Genomic DNA, 20,810 nt, shown 5'->3' on the forward strand with positions numbered 1-20,810 from the left:
TCGTCTATATCTGATATTAGCAAAGGTAGGACATATGTCAAGAGAGGGGGGACATAGGTAGGTCATAAAGCGTTTATGTAGGTCGTAAAGCGTTTATATAGTTAATCGATATAATGGTAACTATGACATTGGTGATAGTTGTCTACGTTCCAGAAGGTATCGTAATGGCTTCAGATAGCCGACAGTCTGTAGCTATAAAAGGTAAGAAGCCCGATGGTAAGGAGATTAAATTCGAGACGGTTAATTCCGACGCTATTACGAAAACTTTCCTGCTCGAGGAACAACAAGTAGGGATTTCTACTTTTGGAGAGGATTTACTCGCTGGTGTCCCAATGGCAAGCCATATTAAAAAATTTATTGAAGAAGATTTAGTAGCTGCTGATGATGTAACTACCATTCCCAAAAAGTTAGTTGGATATTTCCGGGAATCATTTCCTACTGCAGGTGTTGGTTTTCATGTTGCTGGTTATAAGAAAAAGGATAAAGTCAGCATTCCCTACGTTTATTATTGCCATGTAGCTCAAAATATTGTTGAGAGAAGAAATATTAAACCTGATGGATCGCTTGATTATGGTGCTACTTGGTCCGGGCAAGTTGATGTTATCGTTTCTATTGTTAATCCAGTAATAGTTAAAGATGAGAAGGGTAATGATAAAGTCGTTCAATCTCCAGCGCCAATCATTTGGAAGGCAATGGCACTTCAAGATGCAATTGACTTCGCGATTTATGCTATTCGAACTACCATTGATACTATGCGCTTTCAGGCACGCCCAAAAAATGTTGGGGGACCCATTGATGTTTTACTTTTAGTGCCTGAAGAAGCTAAATTCCTACAAAGAAAAGAATTAAGTGGCAGTTAAATAGTTTTCAAGGAAATTATCAGAAATAGCTAATTGTCCACAGTTTTTGGTCTTGACAATCGTATTTCTACGATATAAGCTAGGGTAATATCGTATTTTTGTGATTGAGCTATGCCCAAGGCCAAGCCCACAAACCGAATAAGGGAAATTAGGAAAGGGAAGAGGATGAAACAAGCTGTGTTAGCTGATAAAGTTGGAGTTTTTCAATCGGAAATCTCAGAGATTGAGACTGGAGAGAGAAAGCCAAACATCTATTTAGCAAAGAAGATTGCAAAGGTCTTGGGAAAAAGTGTAGATGAAATTTTTTTACCTTGATTTATCATAATTTTACGATTTTAAATGGCTAAAAAGAGGGGAGATAAATCAATTTATGACAAATACCGAGAGATCTTGAGGAGACCAAAGCTTTCAGATGAGGAAATAGACAAGATGAGGAAAAATATCAGGCTTTTGGCTTTAGCAATAACTGAACACGTTTTGAAATCAAAAGTTAATCAAATTTATTAAATTAAACTATGTCTTTCACCAAAATCGAAAACAGAATATTGGAAAAGATAATAACCTCAAACCTCACCAAGAGACAGCTTAAGGTCCTGCTTTTCATCATCAGGTTTTCTTTTGGCTTAAATAAAAAATATGCTGTCTTTGACAAGAAGGATTTCTTCTATGCTGGGATATCTCCCTATCACGTTGAAGGTGAATCGAAGAAACTGATCGTAAGAGGAGTCATCAAGTGGAATCCTGAAAAAAGAATGTTTTGGATTAATCGAAACCTGAAGGAGTGGGTTGATAAAAAGCATAGAGTTGACTTTTTTAGAGGCTAAAAATTAACATTCTTTGACCATGGAGAAGGGCTTCTGGGCCATTCCAAAATCTATTGCCAAAAGAAAAGATTTGAGCTTTAAGGCAAAGCTTATCACCGGAATCCTTTGGACGAGGAAGAATTCTGATTTTGAGGCTTTTCCTTCGAGAAATTACATGGCCAATGCTTTGGGAGTTTCCACAGACACCATTGATAGAGGGATAAGGGAGCTAAAAGAAAAGGCAGGACTCAAGGTAAAGAGAGAAGGGCTTAAAAGAAACAATCGCTACTTCTTTCCAGACTGGGATGAGTCCGCAGAATTGCCAAATTCTGACTCCGCAACCTTGCCCACTCAAGAGTCCGCAGCCCTGCCCACTCCCATAGTAAGAGAGAGTAATAAAGATAATACTGTCGTAGATGAAAGCTCATCTCTTGTAAAAGAAATTATTTCTCACTTTAAAAGCAAGGTGAAGGAAGTAAAAGGCTACGACCCAGAGATAAGCTGGGCAAAAGAGAGCTGGCTGGTTAAACAGAGATTAGCAAAATATGAGCCAGAGAAGCTAAAAGAGCTGATAAGCTGGTACTTGAGTTCAAAGCATTCGGAAAGGCTTGGCGATTCCCTGGCTGTTTGTCTCTCAACCAACATCATCAACCTCTGGAAAGCCTCTAAGGCCAGCATCCCCTATTATTATCGTTAAGTCACTATCTATCCTATGATCACTCCTTATCAAAAGGGCTATCAAGCGGAGTTAGAGCTTATTAGAAGGCTGAAAAGAAGAAAGGATTTCTATACTGTTTTGAGGTCTGCTGGTTCTCGGTCTTACTTTGACATCGTTGCAATCGGCAGGAACAGAATCCTTCTCATTCAAGTCAAATCAGGAAAGGGAAAGTTCAGAAATGAGAGGGAGAAGTTGAGGAAGCTGAAGGTTCCCAGATGCGCTAGAAAGCAGCTGAAAATCTATCAAAAAGGGAGATGGAAAACCGTCTCTGTTAAATGATCCTTTTTGCCACCAATCCAGTTCCCAAGACTTGATTTTGGAGATTGAGTTGGTGGATTTCCCACCAGTTGGTGGATCTCCCACCGAAAAAAAGAGGTGAGGCAAATGGAACAGAAGATAGGAGAAAAGATAGATCTCTACTGCGAAATATATGAGCAAGCCTACAAGAAGGTCTCTAAGGTCAGTCCAGACAATGCCAGAGAGGTAACTGGAAGGATATTTGGAGAGGTAGCCAGAGACCTAAGAAGTGAACTGATCTCTCAGCTGAGGAGAGATGAAAACAATCAAGAGGGTGGCACAGGGAGTGGCGGATCAAAGGGTAATAAAAAGCCAGCTACAGAGAAGCAAAGGCACGCACTGCATAAATTTGGAGTGGAAACCCTTCCAGAGGATCTCAGCTTGAAGGATGCCTCAGATATCCTGAATGAGCTGATCGGTCTTGCTCAAGACGAGGACAGTGAAGCGCTGAATGAAAGAGTCAAGGAGCTGAACGAGAACTATAGAAGCCTCTAATAGTTCTTTAAAAACCAAAGAGCCAAAGGGCAATTAGGATTTGATTATTTTCTTGTTTGTAGAAACTTGAATAAAGCCCTTTGGTTTCTTTTTATATCTTTAATTAATGGGGACGTTTTTCAGGGATTTCATACACGGATCGAAGGGATGTATCCCTTTACCACCTAAATAACTAAAAATCTATGTCAAAAATTAACTTTTTTGCAAAAACCAATTTCAGAGGAGAAGGAAAAGTTTTCGGAATTAAAAAGGAAGATAGAAGGCTCCACATGTATGTCATTGGCAAAACAGGGATGGGGAAAACCAGCCTTCTTTTGAATATGATTTTGAATGATATTTATGGAAATGAAGGTGTATGCTTCATTGATCCTCATGGAGATGCAGTAGAGAGAGTTTTAGATTATATACCAAAAGAGAGGATAAACGATATCATATATTTCAATCCTGCCGATGTTGATCATCCGATTGCTTTGAATGTCTTGGAGAAAGTAGAGCCAGGAAGAAGGCATCTTTTAGTCTCAGGCCTGATTTCAGTTTTCAGAAAGCTCTACGCAGAATACTGGCATCACAGACAGGAACACATCTTGAGAAATACTATCCTTGCTTTGCTTGATTATCCTGGAAATAAAACCTTGCTTGACGTGTATAGGATGCTCAATGATTGGAGATATAGAAAGGAGATAGTAGATAAAATAAAAGACCCAATAGTTAGATCTTTTTGGAAAAATGAATTTCCAAAATATCTCTATCAGTTCAAAGGAGATGCTTTAACTCCTATCCAAAATAAGCTTGGGGGGTTTTTGTCCACTCCTTTGATAAGAAACATTGTCGGAAGAGCTGAAAGCAAAATTGATTTCAGATGGGTGATGGACAAAGGGAAGATTCTTCTTGTCAATTTGGCAAAGGGGAAGATAGGAGAAGATAATTCTTCTTTGCTTGGTTCTTTGATTATTACAAAGCTCCAACTCGCTGCAATGAGCAGAATTAACATCCCAGAAGAACAAAGAAAGGATTTCTACCTTTTTGTTGACGAGTTCCAAAACTTTGTGAGCACAGAGACATTTGGGGATATTCTCTCAGAATCAAGGAAATATAGGCTATGTCTGGCTTTAGCCCATCAATACATCGATCAATTGGACGAAGAGCTGAGAAAAGCTATATTTGGAAATGTAGGAACTATCATAGCCTTCCTTATCGGAGCAGAAAATGGGGAATTCTTAAGAAAGGAATTCTATCCAGAATTTGACCGTGAGGACTTAATAAACCACGATAAATATCATGTTTATCTAAAGCTTGCCATAGATGGAAAGACCTCAAAGCCTTTTTCTGCGTTGACTCTTCCACCTTTCTATAGTTTCAAATTTCAAGGAAATAAAGATAAGATACTAAAAGTCTCTAGGCAGGGATATTCGGTACTGAAAGTAAAAACAGAGGAAAAAATATAAGATTGAGCCTAAGTTAAATAAATATACATTGAAAGGAATGAAAGTATAATTATCTTTTTTCTTATTAATTACTCAAAATTTGCGTATTTCTCAAATTTCCCCTCTTTAATTACTCCTTTTACAATGATTTGATTATTAAAGATTACCATATCTGCGGTGTATCCTATCTTAATTTTACCCAGTCTATCTTGGATACCTAAAAATTCTGCTGGATATGTAGAAGCCATCCTGAGTGCTTCATCCTTTGAGATGCCGACTTTTTGAATGCAATTCCTAACAGCTGTCGCCATATCTAAAGCTGAACCAGCAAGCGTTCCGTCTTTTGTGACGCACTTGCCATTAGAATAAGAAACCTCCAGAGTTCCTATCTTAAAGGTAGTAGTAGGCTTTCCAACGGGTGGCATAGCGTCAGTAACAAGAATTAATTTTTCTTGCTTGATTTTTTTAGCGACCCTAACTGAAGCGAAATGTACATGCATGCCATCAGCAATTATTCCAGCCCAAATCTTATCTGTATCAAAAACAGCCCCTAAAACACCTGGTTCTCTGCCTACAAATTGACTCATTGCATTAAATAAATGTGTAGCGGAAGATATTCCCCATTTAAAAGACTTTTTTGTTTGTTCATATGTGGCATCAGTGTGTCCAGCGGATACTATGATATTCTTCTTTCTTAGCTTCTCGATGTGTGCTTCTTCTACAAGCTCGGGTGCTAATGTCCAAAGTTTTATAACCCCTTCATCTTTAATAAAAACATCCAGTTCTTCATCAGATATTTGTTGGATAAATCTTTTATCGTGTACTCCGGCTTTGTTTTCATTTATATATGGCCCCTCAATGTGTAAGCCAATAACCCCATATTTGCGGTTTTCTATACATCTTTTTATTACTTCTATAGCTTGCAGCATCTTCTCGGTGGACACAGTAAAAATAGTAGGTAAAAAACTTGTAGTACCAAAACGTTTATGTGCTTCATAAATCGATGAAATACATTCCTCAGTAGGATTTTCATTAAAAAGACATCCGCCGCCTCCATTTACTTGGACATCTATAAACCCAGGAGCTATTGATAGACCATTCAAATCAATCGCTTCTAACTCTTTAGGTATTTTTGAAAGCTCCACTATTTCTTTTATTTTATTGCCTTCAATAATTATGGCCTTATCATATATGATATTTTTACCTGTGTATATATCACAGTTGACTAATGCGTATTTCATTTTATAATCTACTTCCATATTTTTATTATATTTAACCGCTATTATAACCTTTGCTTTTTATATCTCGGCCTTTTTTTAATTGGTCTACATGGTTGACCATAACATACTGTTTTTGGTGGCATATCTCTTGTGACAACTGATCCGGCACCAATGATACAGCCGTCTCCTATGGATATTCCATCTAGGACAATAACGTTTGCACCAATCCATACATCCCGTCCTATTTGTATACCCTTCGCTTCTTCTCCCTGAAATCTCATGGCCTCTCCTAGCGAGTGAATATGACTTGCCGCAGAAATATAGCATAGCCCTGCAATTATTGTGCAATCATTTATACTTACCCCGCCATGTCCTCCAATGAAACAATAAGGACCAACAGTAACCCGATTACCTATCTTAATCCAACCGTCAAAAGATCTTAAAATTGAACCCGTTTTTATCTTGCTTCTAATTCCAATTGATATATGTGAGAGAATATTATCTGTAGCGTCTATCAATACATAGTCTTCAATAACCGTGAATGCCCCTATTTCTACATTTTTTTTACCTATGATATGAGCATGTCTAGATATTTTAGGTTTGAATTCATGATACATAGAGGTCATTTTTTTTCAACTTTAAATCTGGATTTTTCAACTTTAAATCTGGATTTCGAACCTAAAATTGTATATACTAAAGTCAAAACAAATATAAGACCCATATGGTATTGATAAACGTCGATAAAAGCTCCTCTTAATATAGTCTCAATGGAGTCATCCCAATGAATGAAAGATGAAGCTACGATGGTAAATATTAGATAAAGAGAGACTAAAAAATATGGTAATAGGAACCTATTTAGTTTCATTACTTTTTTACTTCTTGTAATTTGTTCTTCTAATTTGTCTATCTTATTGGATAATTCTATGTTATTTTCAATAACCTGTTTATTTTCACTTTTTAATTCTTCAAGAATTACTAATGCTTTTTTATCTGAAGATTTATATTTCTCAGTTTCTGAATAACTTTTGAGAGAGTCGATTGTTTCGTATATGGGAATATCTATTATATCTTCAAATTTTAGCCATGCCTGAATACATTTTAAGCTGGTACTTGCTTTATTATCCCATGGATATTCTGCATTATTTTTTTCTAATTGTTGTTCACGTAATGAATTTTGGATGAAAATTATCGATTTAAATATGAGTGATTCAAGAGAAGTTTTTATTTTACTGTCTGTATAAGGGTCACTTTTTAAGGTGTCTAATACATCCAAAAGTACAGTTGTAGCACTAGCAGTAGTCGCGAGGTCTACCCAACACCCGTCATTTTGTAGTTTTTCAATGCGCTGTATAAGGGATAATAGGTGATCTTTATACCCGATACTAATCGAGGCTTTTAAATAGACTATCAAATCAATTTCGCTCAAATTCTTAACATCCAGAGATGATAGAATCTGTTGAAGTTCCAATTTTTCATCGACTGTTATTAAATTAATTTCGTTTAGTATTTGGTAGGCAAGGGCTCTTTCTCTGTCTTCAAAGCCCGCTATGTGACCACGAACCCAATTGAGGGTTCTTTTGGTTTCTTCGGAAGTAGTACCAAGATATGTAGCTCTTAGCCACAAAAAAGCACAAGTAACTCCAAAAACTTCATCATAAGATCCGTCTCGATCATGCTCATTCGCAAGTTTAAATACTCTCTCGAGTGTATTCAAATCAAAATGAGATTCTACCTCCTTTAATTGATTTAGAATTTGTAAAGATTCAATAGTGCTCCAAAAACTCCCATCAATGTATCCCTTATTTAGTTCATTTTGAATTTTAATTTCGCAGTCATATAACAGTCTAAGCGCGTATCTCTCTCTGCCCGCCACAAAAAATTTATATAATGATTGATCTGTTTTGTCAATCCCCATTAGTTTCATTTTACCTTCAAGTACAAAGTTTTCTATCAACGAATAGAGTTCTTTTCCAACGGTTTTTTTGTCTATAAAAGGATCAAAAATTAGTATAGTATGAACGCCAGTTTCAATATTTTTCTTTAAAATAGCCAAGTCTTGATCAATGTCATAGACTTTAAAAGGATATTTTTGAGATTTAAGACACTCAATAAAATACTCAAATGCAACGCTAGTGTTTTTGGAATCTTTCAATATGGCCGTGTTATGTTTTCCTTCTACGATATATGTTAAAATATTTTGTAAGAATTTTGTTTGTTTCTGCCAATCAAGAGTTAAAGATGATAGTATTATTCGATATGGTTTAGATTCCTTAGAACTTAAAAAAAGGGGTCTTTGAACACCATTGGCATCATTATCGTAAAGTAATATATCCCATTCAGAATTATCCACTTGATCCCAATAATGCCAATATACTCCTCTTAAACTACGATATGATAGACATTGTTTTTTGATTTGAGCTATATCTATCTCATTTGGATAGAGAAAACCAACATGTGTTTTTGTTATAGCAGTTGAGAATAGTTCTCCATCGGAAGATTTTTCATTTTTAAACCTTTCTATCGGCTGTACAGACTTCAAGGGGGGAGGGAGAAACTCAAGGGTTGTGTTTTTTGTTTGGGCAAGTCGTAACTGATGAAGAATTAAACCCCCCTTTCCTCCTTCCAAAAAGCTTGAAAAAGCATTCATAAATTCAGGTGTAAATATCTCTTCACGTATAGTTTTGTCATTAAGGGCATTTGACGCGAAAATGATCGCATCAAACGTTTGTCGGTTTAAATTAGAAGCGAGGTCGTCTATATTTTGCGCGGTATATAAAACCACATTGTAATCGAGTTCTTCGATAAGTGGTCTGGCGTCAGCATACCCGTAATGTGACATCTCTGATTGATTCTGGACCAACGCTATATTCCACATATTTTCCACCTCTTTGATTAAGAATTATAACAAAATTTGCATCCAGCCGCAATTGCCTTTTATTTTAGCTGACAGTTATAGATAAAAAAAACGGTGTCAAGTTAAAAAGGTTTTCCCTCAAAGTCTAAATCAGATTTTCACCTCAAACCAATCATGGAATTTGCTTTGCTTTAGCTCATCAATGCTGGCTATCTTAACTCTCAGGTCTTTGTCTGGCTTTTCCTTTCTCAAGCGAAATATTGTTTTTAAAGCCACTTGAATTATCTTTTTCTTTGCCACCTCATCGCTGGCTATCTCATAAATGACATTCGAGTATTCAAGGTTCTTCCTAATGTTCTTTTCTATCTGTTCCTTGGTTGAGCGGTGCTCGATCTCGATCCTCACTTCTTCTCCATCCTTCTCAGCAACGAGATCAGTATAACCACGATGGCTTTCGCTCAAATCTGTCTCTATTTCATCTTCCTTTCTTACCTTGTAGCCTTCTGGCTCAAGCCACTCCTTTATTATTTCCAGAGCTACAGATCTTGATAACTTTCCTCCGCCTCCCAGTTCGTTTATTGCCCTATCAGAAGGCATATCAAATTTCTCAGCAAAGGCTATTTCTCCCCACTGAGAGAGCCAGTAGCAAAAGCTTCTCCCTCTTTTTGTGAATTCAACCAATCCCTTACCCTCTGGTGGCAATTTTGATAGTTCATAGAACTTCTTCTTGAACTCAGAGTAATGGCGGGTTGAAGCTCCCATTAACTTTAATTTCTTGTTTGCCTCCTCAAAAATATCTGAAGCGTAATAGTTCCCAGTTCCAATGGCCCAGAGAATTGCCTTATCAAGATAATCCATTAAGGCGATTATCTCCTCTAAAGTTCTCGGCTTTTCCTCTTTTGCTTTAAAAACAGGTTTTTCCTCTGTCTTTATGATTCCTTTGTCTTTGACAAGCTCTTTTTCCCTTTCCCATCCCCTCCTTTCTAAAAGATATTTTTTGCCAAACTGGCATTTATCAAGGAGGACTTGATGCTCTTTTTGGTCAATTCCCAGTTCCATGTAAGGAGGTTCAACCTCAGCTGTGCTGATCGGGATTATCCCTCCTTCTAACTTGTGCTTTACATAGCAAACCCTTGCAGGAAGGCTCTGAAGGTCCTGTAAGTATCTCTCCCATTCTTCAGGATAGGAATAGTAGTCATAGTCAAAAAGCTCAGGAGAGAGCTTGAGTGCTTTCACCTCTGTTCCAGTTGTCTCAAAGGCTTCCCTGGCTAAGATCTCAGCATCTCTCCTTGAAACCCTGAAGTAGACTTGGATTCCGCAATTGGTCAAGATGGAATCCTGCAAATTCCTCGGAAGCTGAGAAAGATTCTGATGAGCCATGATTAGAGAAAGGGCATATTTTCTGGCCTCGCCAAGGGTTTCAATAAAGCTCTCAGTGGCAAAGTTCTGAAATTCATCCACGAACAGGAAAAAGGGCAACCTTTTCTCCTTTGGAATGTCTGATCTGGAAAAAGCAGCCATCCTTATCTTGGTCATGAAAAGGGAGCCTATTAAATCAGCATTTTCCTTCAGTCTTCCCCTGTCAAGTTTCAAAAGGAGTATCTTTTGGTCATCCATCATCTCTCTTAAGGAAAACGAGGATTTCTTAAAGGAAAACATCTCCCTGATCCTGTCGTCTGAAAGAAAGGCATTGACCTTGTTTAAGGTGGACTCCATCCACTCATCCCTTGTTTTTGGAGAGAGATTGTTGAACCTCTTGAAGTATTGCAAGGCAATGGGATGAGTAACCTTTTCCAAAGCATTCAATCTGAAATCCTCATCTGTCAAAAACAATGGAAGATCAACCAAAGTCAGCTCAGCCTCTATCAAAGCGATAAATGAGTTTCGCAAGAGGTCTTCCATTCTTGCTCCCCAGCCTAAAACTTGGTAAGAGCCTTCTGCTCCCCAGATTTTTTTAAAAGCCTCAACCAGCTCAGCTGAAATCTCGGCAGATGAGATGCCTTCTATCTTTTCCAAAGGGTTGAAAGCCACAGTATATTTTGGGTCAGTAGGATCGATCAGAGTCACCCTTTCTTCTATTTCCTCTTCTGTCAAAGCCAGGGCAAGATAACCTTTTATGTCCTCAACAAGGTCTCCATGGGGGTCAATTATTCCAAAACCGTTTCTTTTGTATATATCCTGCCTGATCAGAAACTCCAGAAGCTTTGATTTTCCAGAGCCAGAAGCACCAACTACATAAAAATGAGTGGCTCTGTCTTTCTCTCTAATCTTTGCCACCTGGTATTCATTTTTGTTTTCCGAGAAATACCAGCCTAAGTTTAAAGTGTTTTCCTCTATGTCAGCTGTTTCTTCAATGCCTTCCTCTACCCGAGGCTCTTCTTTTTCCTCTGTCTTGAGTGCTCTGTCAATAAGTTTCATTAGCTAATGCCCAGAAATCCCTTTGATTTTCTGTCTATTTTGGAAACATCCTGGTTTAAATCCCTCATCTGTTTCTCCACTGCCTTGAGCAAAGAGTGATGGCAGTTGGTGACATAGGCGTTTAAATCCTGCTGATCAAAAAGGTCAAGGTCTGCCAAGGATAGCGGTATTAGTCTCACCATGGGAATCAGGGAAAGCACAGCATCAAGAAGCGAGGGCCTATAGGTCAGATACCAAGAAACATCGAGATTGTTGCCATAGTCCCTTGCGCCAATAAAAGTTTGATAAGGATCGAGTTTTAGGTTTCCTTGGTCTGTGACGATCAAGAAATCCCTTTTTGTTCCCAAAATGCCCCTTATGATTCCGGGAGCTATCTTATCCCTCTTCATCTCAATAGCAGGGGCTTTGCTTTCTTTGATAAAGTTCTCTGTATCCTGAAAGACTTGATCTGCCCTGCCATGCCCGTCCTCGATCAGAACCCCCCAGCTGTCCATTACCTGCTCTTTCCTCAAAATCCCTCCTGGCCTTAAGCCCAGATAAAGACCAGCTCCGATCATCAGAATCCCCAGGATAAACACCGAATCGCTCCCTGCTAAAGAGCCAATTAGAAAAAACAGAGTTCCAATGCCCACTAAAGCCCAGATTGCTACTTTTGACATCCTATCCTCCTAATCATTTCTACTATGATTTTAAAAGAGGAGTTAAAACTTAAAATGCTTTTCCTGATAACGCCAAAAGTAGTGAAAAGGTAATTCTCATTTCTAGCATTCCAGCTATGATTTCTTTATATTACCTCCCTAAATTTAACTTTCTGAAATGCATTTTTCAATCCTCAAGTTAACTCAAAATGTGGACTTTACACCCTCTAATCTCTTGGTTTATTTTCCCGCTTTCACTTTATACTTCAATTTGTTTGGGATCTATTAAAACTGGAGCAACAATACCCTGCTCAAACAAAAATGTTTGTTTCCAAGACTTGTAAGTATCCACATCTTCAGTGTATCTAACGTCAATAGTTAATGATCTTCCATCACTAGTTTCCATCTTAGCGGTTGTTTCTCCCATAACGTAGGTGATATTAGCAGGTCCTATAAAAGCACTTTCATTAGCAGTAACATTTTTATTAATCGGATCGATAATTTCTAGCCGTATATCTTTTCCAATCGTTAGATTGAGTTTACTGTTTAATTTAAATTTTTCTTTTGTTGAAGAAGTTAATAAAATGGGTATTTCTACAGCAGGACCTCCAGCACGTACAGGAATTGGGTACGGAGAGCCTTCTGCACTCAATCTTGCATCAATCTTTTCTATAGCCCTAATTCTTTGAATCACTTCACCTTCTTGGACAAATATCAAACTAAATCCCAAATCTCTTTCTATGGTTGTATTAGACCCCAAACCCCAATATTGTTGCCTTACAAAAGCATCATCATCCGCAGTTCCACTGTTATAAACTTGTGATATACCCACTATAGTTAAACAAGTTTCATAATTTGAGTTATTTAGTACATATAATTTTAAAACTGATCCATAGATGACACTGACTTTTGGAGGATGATATTCATAAAATTCTTCTGTAATATTAGAGAGTTCTTGACTTATTTGATTTGATTTTTCTGTAATACTAGCGAGTTCTTGACTTATTTGATTTGATTGAAATGCAAGAATAACCAACATAACTGTAGATATAGCCAACACAGCTGTAAAGATAACCAACAAACGATTAGCGTTATTTTCACGCTTTGGTGCTTCTTGAATTGGCTCTTCCTTCTTTCCCTTAGTTTTATCTGCAACCATCTTATATTATATAAAAAAATTCCTATACTTTAACATTTCGCATTTAGGCTCTTAACATACGTTGCAAAATCCTTGTTTCTGATTAAACAAAAATAATTCTGTTCATTTATTACAAACTATAATGATCTCCCACTATTCACTTTGTACATGGCCTCTTTCCAAATCCACATGAATTCAAAATATCCAAAAGTTCATCCTTACTTTTACCTATCTTGTTGACTTCTTTAATTGACTCTCTGACATAGTGGCGTAACTTTAGCAAATCTTCATTGTTAATAATATTTGATTCCCCAGTATGGACAATCTTCGATCGCTTATCATACAAGTCTTTAACCTCAGAAAAAATCTTTTCCGAATCCTCTTTTTCTTTTCCGAGAAGTACAGCTGAATTTCTAGAAACTCTATATCTTAATTCCCTTACATCGGGGCTAAATAAAGTCTCTAAGCTAATCATAAGCGATAAAAATGATAAGTTTACGTTACGGATGTGATAAGATGTTTCAAAGTTCTCAAATGCTAGCTGTAAGAAAGACTCTTTGAATGGCAATTTTGTATTTTGAATGAATAACTGTAAATCTGATATTTCAGAACTTTCCAAAGTATACAATTCTTGTGAGACATGGAAACCTTTCCTAAGTGCCATCAATGGTCGTGGAATGTTATTATCGATAACGTAGTAATAATACGCTGGCATACAAATATTTCCTTCTTTAAAAAGTCTCATTAGTCGAATTACAGGTTCTAAGTAATCCTTGATATTCTTCTCAAACGCGGATGCTTCGGAAGAAAAAATGGGGTTATGCCCCTTATCACTCGTTTCAGTGTAGCTTTCAAAGGAATTTCCAATATAATAGAACTTTTGGTCAGAGACGCTCCAAAAATCAAAATGCAGCATTCTACTAGCCATTCCACTAACCTGCCACGGTGGAAGACATTCTAAAGCAGAAATAATTTCAAAGCCTTTGATTTGAGGTATTGCATGTATTTTAAAACCATAGTCTAATTTTACATTTAGAATAGATGGATCAGTATTCGATAAAATGGCCATAAAATGTATTTCCTTTTTAGACATTTCATCTCCTTGTCATCAATGACTTTAGAAACTAACAATCTTTCCCAATTTTGTATCAAGACATTCTTTATCTCACTATTCTTGTATCTTTATTAAAAACATGGCTCTAATCTATTATGATTGTTTTCTTACTTTGTTTTACACCTGACAAATTCGCATATCAGCGATAGATCTTTACTACAATCAAAAATCTTAAGCGAGCAGCGGGGCTTTGGCTGAACTAAGTTAAAGTCTTGGGTTCAGTGTCCCGCTGCGAGCTAATCAGGGATTGAAAGTTGGACTACAAAAAGGTAAAAGAGGAGTCTATTTATTCTATTTGGATTTTTAAGTCCTTATTGCATTCTATTTCCTTCCATACTGGATCTTTCTGTCTCAATTACTGAGAACGCTTAGTTTTGCCTTCTCATAAATCTCCCTCAACACTTCCGGAGAATAATCGGTGTAGTGTCTACTCAGAACGCTCTTTGGAACTCTGCCGCAGAAGGCATCCACATAGCGATCAGGAACGCCCAATCTACCCATCTCGCTGCAGAACCACTCCCTCAAAGTCTGTGGCGTGATGCGGATGTTGACTTCTCTGCTTGTCATACTAAAAAGGGTCTCTATTCTCTTCTTTGATACTGAAAAGATCTTAACACCTCGATCCATTCTCTGTTCAAGATACTCCTTTAATACAGCATCACACTCTTTGTTATAGAAAGATACCCATGATTTCTTGGTGTTACCACTGTGGTTCTTTGGCATGACCATCCGCAACGAAAAGTCCACATCTTCGAAACTCAGGTCCAGAACCTCGCTGCACCTCAGACCTGTGGTAGCATACATAAGAAATACAGCTTTCTCTCTTAAACTCGGCAGTGCGTCATAGAATATCCTTAGCTGTCCCTTGTTTACCAGTCCCATCTTTGACTTTATCGGAATCTTTGGAAACTTGAAGTCAGCGATAATGTCAGGTCTCTTGAGAAAGTCCCTAAAGAATACTTTTAGAGTGCATAGCATTTTTCTATAAGTATTTGCAGATTTCGACTCAAGGTATTCGTGCATGAAGTTTTCTACATCTTGAATGGTGATTGTCTCTACTAATTCATTGTTCATAGACCGCAAAAAGAGTCTAATGTGCTGGATGTGCCCTATAACCGTAAGATCAGATAGTTGGAGCCTTATCTTGCAGAATCTTTCAAAAGAATCGATTGTTTCCTCAGTATTAATACTGGTATTAATACCAAAATCTGCTTTGCTTAGAGTAAAGCCATGCGGGGGAGGGGATTTGAACCCCCGAACTCCTACGAGACAGGACCCTGAATCCTGCGCCTGCAATCCTCCTTTTTGACCAAGCTCAGCCAAAAAGGTCGTTTGACCAGACTTGGCAACCCCCGCTGATTGATCACTGTTTATTTATTCACATTCCACTGCGGTCCTATATTTCGTGAATGCGATCATTGCAAACGTCAGTACAAGTATCAATGCAATTACTGCCATCATCTCCGCAATATCCACTTCCTCCACGCCAAACAGGAGCACTTTTCGCACCATGGCAGTCAGTCCTGCACCCAATAGCAGTCGCATGTCAATCTGCTCTTTTTGTATGAAAACCATGACGGTTAGTAGCAGTTCAACAACGATTATGGCTATGAATATGTCCTTGAGTGCCGTTATTATAAACAAAATCGGGCTCTCGGCACCAATAGCGCCCAACAGAGCGCTACCAACAACTACGAAAGATGCGAAAGCAGTTAAGGTCAAGAAGAAGGCGATGACCGCATAGAGCATTATATAAATTATGTCTAGGACGGTCATCAGCTTTGACCTCCATTCCATAGCCTTCTCATCTATTGACATCAGGATGTCCCTCACTTGCTCATTGCATTTCAGCCCAGTCAGTTCAGTCATTAGAGCGAATCTTATTTAAAACTGAGCCAATCTTAATTGCTTCCTTATGCATTCCTCACCTGGAATCTCGATAGGATATCTCCCGGTTATACACCCCAAGCAAAGGTTTTCTTTAGGAATCCCAATAGATTTCACCAGCCCATCTATGCTCACATAACCGAGCGATTCCACCCCCATCATCAGTGCAATGCCCTCTACGCTCTTGTGAGCAGCTATCAATTCCGCCCTAGTTGCCATATCGATGCCAAAATAGCAGGGAGAGATCACCGGTGGACATCCAATCCTCATGTGTATTTCTTTTGCCCCTGCACTGCGTATTAGATCGACAATTCTCTTAGAGGTGGTGCCCCGGACGATGCTGTCATCAATCAGCGCCACCCTTTTACCCTCGACATTTGCCCGTATGGCATTTAACTTCAGGCGAACTGCGATATCTCTCATTTCCTGAGCGGGCATGATGAAAGTTCTGCCAATGTATCTGTTCTTCATCAGCCCCTCGATATACCCTATGCCTGATCTTATAGAGTAGCCTATGGCAAAAGTGACTCCGGAATCCGGCACAGGACATACTATGTCTGCATTCACGTCATGCTCTTCCACCAGTATTTCCCCTATTCGCCGCCTGACATCATATACCAGCAAACCATCCACAATCGAATCCGGCCTAGCAAAATAGGTGAACTCAAAAAAACAATGCGCAGTGTTCTGGGACCGATATATGCGGCGACTCTCGATTTTACCGTCTCTCAGAATCACGAGTTCTCCTGGACGAACATCTCTGAGCAGGGTGCCACCCACAGTATCTATGGCCGCACTCTCAGATGCGACTATATACCCATTATTCATCTTACCTATGCACAGGGGTTTTATACCCAATGGATCCCGAACAGCCACAACCATGCCATCAAAGAGAAGCGTTAGCGAGTAGGATCCGATAATGCGTTGCATTAAGCTCCTAACCGCCTCTATAAAGTCAGACACGAGAAGCTCTTTGACGAGTAAATGCGCTATTACCTCCGTATCGGAGTCCGTTATAAAAATTCGCCCTTCCGCCTCCAGCTCAGCCCTCAACTCCCTATAATTGACCAAGTGACCATTATGTGCAATGGCTATGGCCCCCCTCTTGTAACTGATGAGCAGGGGCTGGCTATTTTCAATTTTAGAGGCGCCTTCGGTGGAGTACCTGACATGCCCGATCCCCATATTCCCCCTAAGCTCCCTCAATCTCGCTTTGTTAAAAACATCTGATACTAAGCCCATTCCCTTGTCTATGTAAATCTTATCATCATACGTTGCGATACCCGTGGATTCCTGCCCCCTGTGTTGAAGGGCATATAATGCATAATAGGTGATCAACGCCGCTTGGTCTGTCTCTCCGTTCTTGAGTGAGACGCCCACGACGCCGCATTTCTCCTTCAAAAAATTCACCCATTTTTAACCGATTTTTTCATCCAACTATAACTCCGTATTCTGCTCGTCCTTCCGAATCCGCATGAAGCACATTCCCTATCATTGAAATGATAAGATACACTGCCACATCGTCGACACTTGATATGTGTCTTTTTATTTCTTCTACCCATTGATGGAGTTCCCTTTGACATCTTTGATCCCTCTTATGGCGATATATAGACGACGTTATCGCCTCTTACTACGATCGTACCCAATTTTCTGGTAACTTCGCCGTCCTTCAGTTCCTCTGCCTTGCCTAATACCAAGTTCATATGGACGTCATAGCCTTGGAGTTCTCCTCTGAACTCCCTTCCACCCCTAAGTCGTATTATAATGGGTGCGTTTAGCGATTTGTTTAGAATATCCAATGGTCTGTCTTCCATATAGAAGCTCCTCCAATACGATAATTTTGATTTTAGGTTACGTCCTACTTAAGCACCACTTTATTGTAACCTTTTCATATATAATATAGATAGGTAGGTAAGTAGGCATATCGCGCATGTACCCCAATAACATTACACAAAAATAAAGCTACTGATTTACGATATTATATCAGCCGCAAGATTATCCAACTCATTCCCGTTTACTTCTCATTACTTTCCATGGCTCCTCCACTCGCAGTATGAAAAACTTCCGATAGAGAGGATATCCAAATTAAACGCCCAAGAATCAGTAGGTCATACCAACCTGTTTATCGGATGATTTGCACTAGGAATAATCTCGAAATCTTCAGCTGCTTCGGCAACCATTATGTCTGTCATCGCAGCCATCGGAAAGGCATAGGGTGCGCTCTCAATGGGCCCGTACAATACAAAATCGCCAGCAACTATCAGCTGCAGTCCTATGGAGCCAATGTCACATGCCCTATAGATCATGAAGTCCTTTTTCTTTTTGCCTTTTAGCCAGTCCCAAGCCAGTGGAGCGTTATGGATTCCTGATCCGACTGGAAGACCCCATTTTGCCTTTGCAACCAGGGTCATCTTAAGTGCTATTCCGGCCCCATTTCCGATGGGTGTGATAGAGGGGTCGATAAGTATTTTCGATATTCCGCAATCCTCTGCGATCTGGAGCAAACCCTTTTCACCAACGCCTGCACCACTTTCCAGAAGGGCTATTCGACCCTCCAGGGAAGAGTCCATTGCATTAAAGCCCATGACAATCGATGAATCGACATCTGAAGCCTTCAGCATATTTCTTTCATCATCCGTAATACCCATGTTGATGGAATTGTTAATAGCCCGATCCGCAAGACCTATTTCCGTGACATATCGGATGCCTTCCATCCTAACGCTAGATTCAATCGAATCGATCAAAAATGGTGCCTCTGTGATTTCACTGACGAAGTCGATATATCTTTTTACATTAATTTTGCTGGAGGCAAAAACATGAACCATGCATGGATTGCCCGTCTCATCGGCGCTTTCGGACTGCATGTTTATCAGTGACTCGGCCTCCTTCTCGTTAAAGAGTCCTTTGTCTTCATCATCGACGATCTTGTGATTCGGATAGAATATCGTACCTGCCAGTACGGCGGGAATTTCTCCCGGTTGGCCACCGATTTTTACCCCAGCGATATCAACTATTTTTTGCTCTTGTCGGAACCTGAACATATCTCTATGACCCCGCTAGAAGAATCCAGGAACACATTCTCAGATATCATGATATCTCTGGACATACTTATGGGTATGGTCCTTCTCTGGCGCTTACTCTTCACCGCCTGGATTAAAAATGGCGGCTCCGGGTATATCTCGCCCATATCACCATATTTTTCTGCGACCTGCAAGATGATTTCAAGATTCGTTTCACCAATCAAATCAATGATCTGGACTTGCTTCTGAAAACGCTCTATGGCATCAGCCGAAATGTTCTCGATAAATGGTATTGCTCCCTCTGAACCGATTATTTTGCCATTATCATCAATGCCATTGGCATGGATCGCTTTTAGCGTGTGACCGCTTAGATGCCCCCTGGACTCATTCCCACAGAGCAATATGAAACGTATGTTTGGATTGGAGATCGTATTCGTTATTGCCTTTTCTATCCCGAGATTTTCGGTCTTGCAAGAGCCCATGATTGCAACCTTTCTTAGCTCCCCGGGCTTAAGATCGAAATGGCTTGCGAGCGTGACTATGCCTACCCGGGATTCTTTGTCCCCAATTTGGTAGTCCCCTCTTATAACAGGCCATTCATCCATGATTCAATCTCCTGATTCAGCATCCTCAGATCGGCTCGAGTTTTGAGTGCCCCTTGCGATGAGGATCATAACATATCATAACATCATGTGACAAAGGTTAATTTACTTATTGCCAATGTACTTTATGATGATCGCATGGACGGAAAAATATCGGCCAGAAATATTGAGCGATATAATCGGAAATGATAAAGCAGTTACTGAGCTGAAAAAATGGGCAGAGGATTGGAACGTTCATAAAAAGACTGCAATCCTATATGGGCCCCCTGGCATCGGAAAAACATCGGCAGCATACGCGCTTGCAAACGATATGGGTTGGGAGACCATCGAGCTAAACGCAAGTGAACAACGAACTGCAGCCGTCATTCAGAAGATTGCGGGCTCTGCCGCACAAACCGGTACCTTTCTAGGGGGTGCATCTGGCCGAAGGCTGATAATCCTGGATGAGGCGGACAATATCTACGGGGATGTCGATCAGGGGGGCGTTAAAGCCATAGGTGAATTGATTAAAAAGACCCATCAGCCGATAGTTTTGATAGCAAATGAATATTACGATATGTCAAAAACGCTCAGGGGATCGTGCAAGCCTATCCAGTTCAGAGGTGTTCAAAGCCGATCCATCATGCCCCTTCTACGCAGGATTTGTCAGGAGGAGGGGATTGACTGTGACGAGGGGGCGATAGAACTCATCGGGAACAGGGCCGGTGATGTCAGGTCTGCCATCAATGACCTACAGGCAATCGCACAAGGACGAAAAAAAGTCCATAGTGAGGACGTTGTGATCGGGATCAGAGACACGAAAGAATCGATATTTGATGTCATGAAAGAGATATTCAAGGGAAGTGACCCAAAGAGGGCGTTATATGCCTCATACTCCCTGGATGAAAACCCTGAGGACTTCATCCACTGGATAGATGAAAACCTCCCCCGAGAGTATAAGGGCGAGGACCTCGCCAAGGGCTTCGAGGCCCTGTCGCGGTCAGATGTTTTTCTTGGGAGAGTCAGGAGAAGACAGAATTACGGCCTTTGGAAGTACGCCGGGGAGATGATGACCTGCGGTGTTCAAGCCGCTAAGTCAAAGAAACATCACGGATATGTCCCCTATAAATCCCCCGCAATATGGAAAAAAATGGGGCAAGCGAAATCGGTTAGAGTTGTGCGGGATTCCATTGCAGCCAAAATCGGAAAACATTGTCATGCCTCGCAGCGATACGCCAGGTCTGAGCTGATCCCGTTTCTAAAGGCCATATTCAGGAAAAATGCGATTGAAATCTCTGCAATGCTGGACCTGAGCCAAAACGAGATCGCCTTCTTACTCGGCA

General features: G+C 39.8%; 23 protein-coding genes and 1 tRNA gene. 9 read left to right on the forward strand and 15 right to left on the reverse strand.

The window, feature by feature from the left end; genetic code table 11:
- The first annotated feature begins 122 nt into the window (after nucleotides 1–122).
- The 8 genes from PHI74_06745 (at nucleotide 123) to PHI74_06780 (ending at nucleotide 4,618) form a co-directional block, all read left to right on the forward strand.
- Entirely contained in the window at nucleotides 123–860 is a 738-nt protein-coding gene (locus PHI74_06745) for a hypothetical protein (GenBank protein MDD5485706.1), read from the forward strand.
- 111 nt (nucleotides 861–971) lie between these two features.
- Nucleotides 972–1,175, forward strand: a complete 204-nt coding sequence (locus PHI74_06750) for a helix-turn-helix transcriptional regulator (protein ID MDD5485707.1) — start codon at nucleotides 972–974, stop codon at nucleotides 1,173–1,175.
- Between the two features lie 24 nt (nucleotides 1,176–1,199).
- Nucleotides 1,200–1,367, forward strand: a complete 168-nt coding sequence (locus PHI74_06755) for a hypothetical protein (protein MDD5485708.1) — start codon at nucleotides 1,200–1,202, stop codon at nucleotides 1,365–1,367.
- 8 nt (nucleotides 1,368–1,375) lie between these two features.
- Nucleotides 1,376–1,684, forward strand: coding sequence for a replication protein (locus tag PHI74_06760; GenBank protein ID MDD5485709.1), 309 nt, complete (start codon nucleotides 1,376–1,378; stop codon nucleotides 1,682–1,684).
- Between the two features lie 19 nt (nucleotides 1,685–1,703).
- Complete coding sequence (locus PHI74_06765) at nucleotides 1,704–2,360, forward strand: helix-turn-helix domain-containing protein (protein ID MDD5485710.1); 657 nt, start codon at nucleotides 1,704–1,706, stop codon at nucleotides 2,358–2,360.
- 15 nt (nucleotides 2,361–2,375) lie between these two features.
- Nucleotides 2,376–2,660, forward strand: coding sequence for an NERD domain-containing protein (locus PHI74_06770; protein MDD5485711.1), 285 nt, complete (start codon nucleotides 2,376–2,378; stop codon nucleotides 2,658–2,660).
- Between the two features lie 105 nt (nucleotides 2,661–2,765).
- Nucleotides 2,766–3,173 carry a hypothetical protein gene (locus tag PHI74_06775; GenBank protein ID MDD5485712.1) on the forward strand — a complete coding sequence of 136 codons (408 nt, stop codon included), beginning with the start codon at nucleotides 2,766–2,768 and terminating at the stop codon, nucleotides 3,171–3,173.
- Between the two features lie 182 nt (nucleotides 3,174–3,355).
- Entirely contained in the window at nucleotides 3,356–4,618 is a 1,263-nt protein-coding gene (locus tag PHI74_06780; GenBank protein MDD5485713.1) for a type IV secretion system DNA-binding domain-containing protein, read from the forward strand.
- Between the two features lie 68 nt (nucleotides 4,619–4,686).
- On the opposite strand, the gene nagA is transcribed toward PHI74_06780, so the two are convergent.
- From nagA to PHI74_06855, 15 genes are all read right to left on the reverse strand, one after another.
- Nucleotides 4,687–5,856 carry an N-acetylglucosamine-6-phosphate deacetylase gene (gene nagA, locus PHI74_06785; protein MDD5485714.1) on the reverse strand — a complete coding sequence of 390 codons (1,170 nt, stop codon included), beginning with the start codon at nucleotides 5,854–5,856 and terminating at the stop codon, nucleotides 4,687–4,689.
- Between the two features lie 23 nt (nucleotides 5,857–5,879).
- The gene (locus PHI74_06790) at nucleotides 5,880–6,443 is read right to left on the reverse strand and encodes an acyltransferase (protein MDD5485715.1); all 564 of its coding nucleotides are present in this window, start codon (nucleotides 6,441–6,443) and stop codon (nucleotides 5,880–5,882) included.
- The gene (locus PHI74_06795; GenBank protein ID MDD5485716.1) at nucleotides 6,440–8,692 is read right to left on the reverse strand and encodes a hypothetical protein; all 2,253 of its coding nucleotides are present in this window, start codon (nucleotides 8,690–8,692) and stop codon (nucleotides 6,440–6,442) included. Before PHI74_06795 ends, PHI74_06790 begins: the two co-directional genes overlap by 4 nt.
- 129 nt (nucleotides 8,693–8,821) lie before the next feature.
- Nucleotides 8,822–11,089 carry a type IV secretion system DNA-binding domain-containing protein gene (locus tag PHI74_06800; GenBank protein MDD5485717.1) on the reverse strand — a complete coding sequence of 756 codons (2,268 nt, stop codon included), beginning with the start codon at nucleotides 11,087–11,089 and terminating at the stop codon, nucleotides 8,822–8,824.
- Complete coding sequence (locus PHI74_06805; GenBank protein MDD5485718.1) at nucleotides 11,089–11,748, reverse strand: hypothetical protein; 660 nt, start codon at nucleotides 11,746–11,748, stop codon at nucleotides 11,089–11,091. Before PHI74_06805 ends, PHI74_06800 begins: the two co-directional genes overlap by 1 nt.
- Before the next feature lie 238 nt (nucleotides 11,749–11,986).
- Complete coding sequence (locus PHI74_06810) at nucleotides 11,987–12,886, reverse strand: hypothetical protein (protein ID MDD5485719.1); 900 nt, start codon at nucleotides 12,884–12,886, stop codon at nucleotides 11,987–11,989.
- A 136-nt stretch (nucleotides 12,887–13,022) separates the two neighbouring features.
- A complete protein-coding gene (locus PHI74_06815; protein ID MDD5485720.1) occupies nucleotides 13,023–13,958 on the reverse strand; it encodes a HEPN domain-containing protein in 936 nt (311 codons plus the stop codon).
- Nucleotides 13,959–14,330: 372 nt separating this feature from the next.
- Nucleotides 14,331–15,149, reverse strand: a complete 819-nt coding sequence (locus PHI74_06820; protein MDD5485721.1) for a tyrosine-type recombinase/integrase — start codon at nucleotides 15,147–15,149, stop codon at nucleotides 14,331–14,333.
- Nucleotides 15,150–15,210: 61 nt separating this feature from the next.
- Nucleotides 15,211–15,335: transfer RNA gene (locus tag PHI74_06825), tRNA-Leu, on the reverse strand.
- 18 nt (nucleotides 15,336–15,353) lie between these two features.
- Nucleotides 15,354–15,848, reverse strand: a complete 495-nt coding sequence (locus PHI74_06830; protein ID MDD5485722.1) for a phosphate-starvation-inducible PsiE family protein — start codon at nucleotides 15,846–15,848, stop codon at nucleotides 15,354–15,356.
- A gap of 15 nt (nucleotides 15,849–15,863) precedes the next feature.
- Nucleotides 15,864–17,276, reverse strand: a complete 1,413-nt coding sequence (purF, locus tag PHI74_06835) for an amidophosphoribosyltransferase (protein MDD5485723.1) — start codon at nucleotides 17,274–17,276, stop codon at nucleotides 15,864–15,866.
- Nucleotides 17,273–17,449: a 50S ribosomal protein L37e gene (locus PHI74_06840; protein MDD5485724.1), complete on the reverse strand. Its 177-nt coding sequence runs from the start codon at nucleotides 17,447–17,449 to the stop codon at nucleotides 17,273–17,275. Before PHI74_06840 ends, purF begins: the two co-directional genes overlap by 4 nt.
- A 12-nt stretch (nucleotides 17,450–17,461) precedes the next feature.
- Nucleotides 17,462–17,680 carry an LSm family protein gene (locus PHI74_06845; protein MDD5485725.1) on the reverse strand — a complete coding sequence of 73 codons (219 nt, stop codon included), beginning with the start codon at nucleotides 17,678–17,680 and terminating at the stop codon, nucleotides 17,462–17,464.
- Between the two features lie 294 nt (nucleotides 17,681–17,974).
- Nucleotides 17,975–18,907 carry a tetrahydromethanopterin S-methyltransferase subunit H gene (mtrH, locus tag PHI74_06850; protein ID MDD5485726.1) on the reverse strand — a complete coding sequence of 311 codons (933 nt, stop codon included), beginning with the start codon at nucleotides 18,905–18,907 and terminating at the stop codon, nucleotides 17,975–17,977.
- Nucleotides 18,877–19,491, reverse strand: coding sequence for a tetrahydromethanopterin S-methyltransferase subunit A (locus PHI74_06855; GenBank protein ID MDD5485727.1), 615 nt, complete (start codon nucleotides 19,489–19,491; stop codon nucleotides 18,877–18,879). The genes mtrH and PHI74_06855 overlap by 31 nt, the downstream gene beginning before the upstream one ends.
- 127 nt (nucleotides 19,492–19,618) lie before the next feature.
- Between PHI74_06855 and PHI74_06860 the strand changes: the two genes are divergently transcribed.
- A partial coding sequence (locus PHI74_06860; protein MDD5485728.1) for a replication factor C large subunit occupies nucleotides 19,619–20,810 on the forward strand: 1,192 nt, incomplete at its 3' end.

It is taken from the genome of Methanocellales archaeon, assembly GCA_028715985.1.
Taxonomy (GTDB): domain Archaea; phylum Halobacteriota; class UBA148; order UBA148; family UBA148; genus UBA148.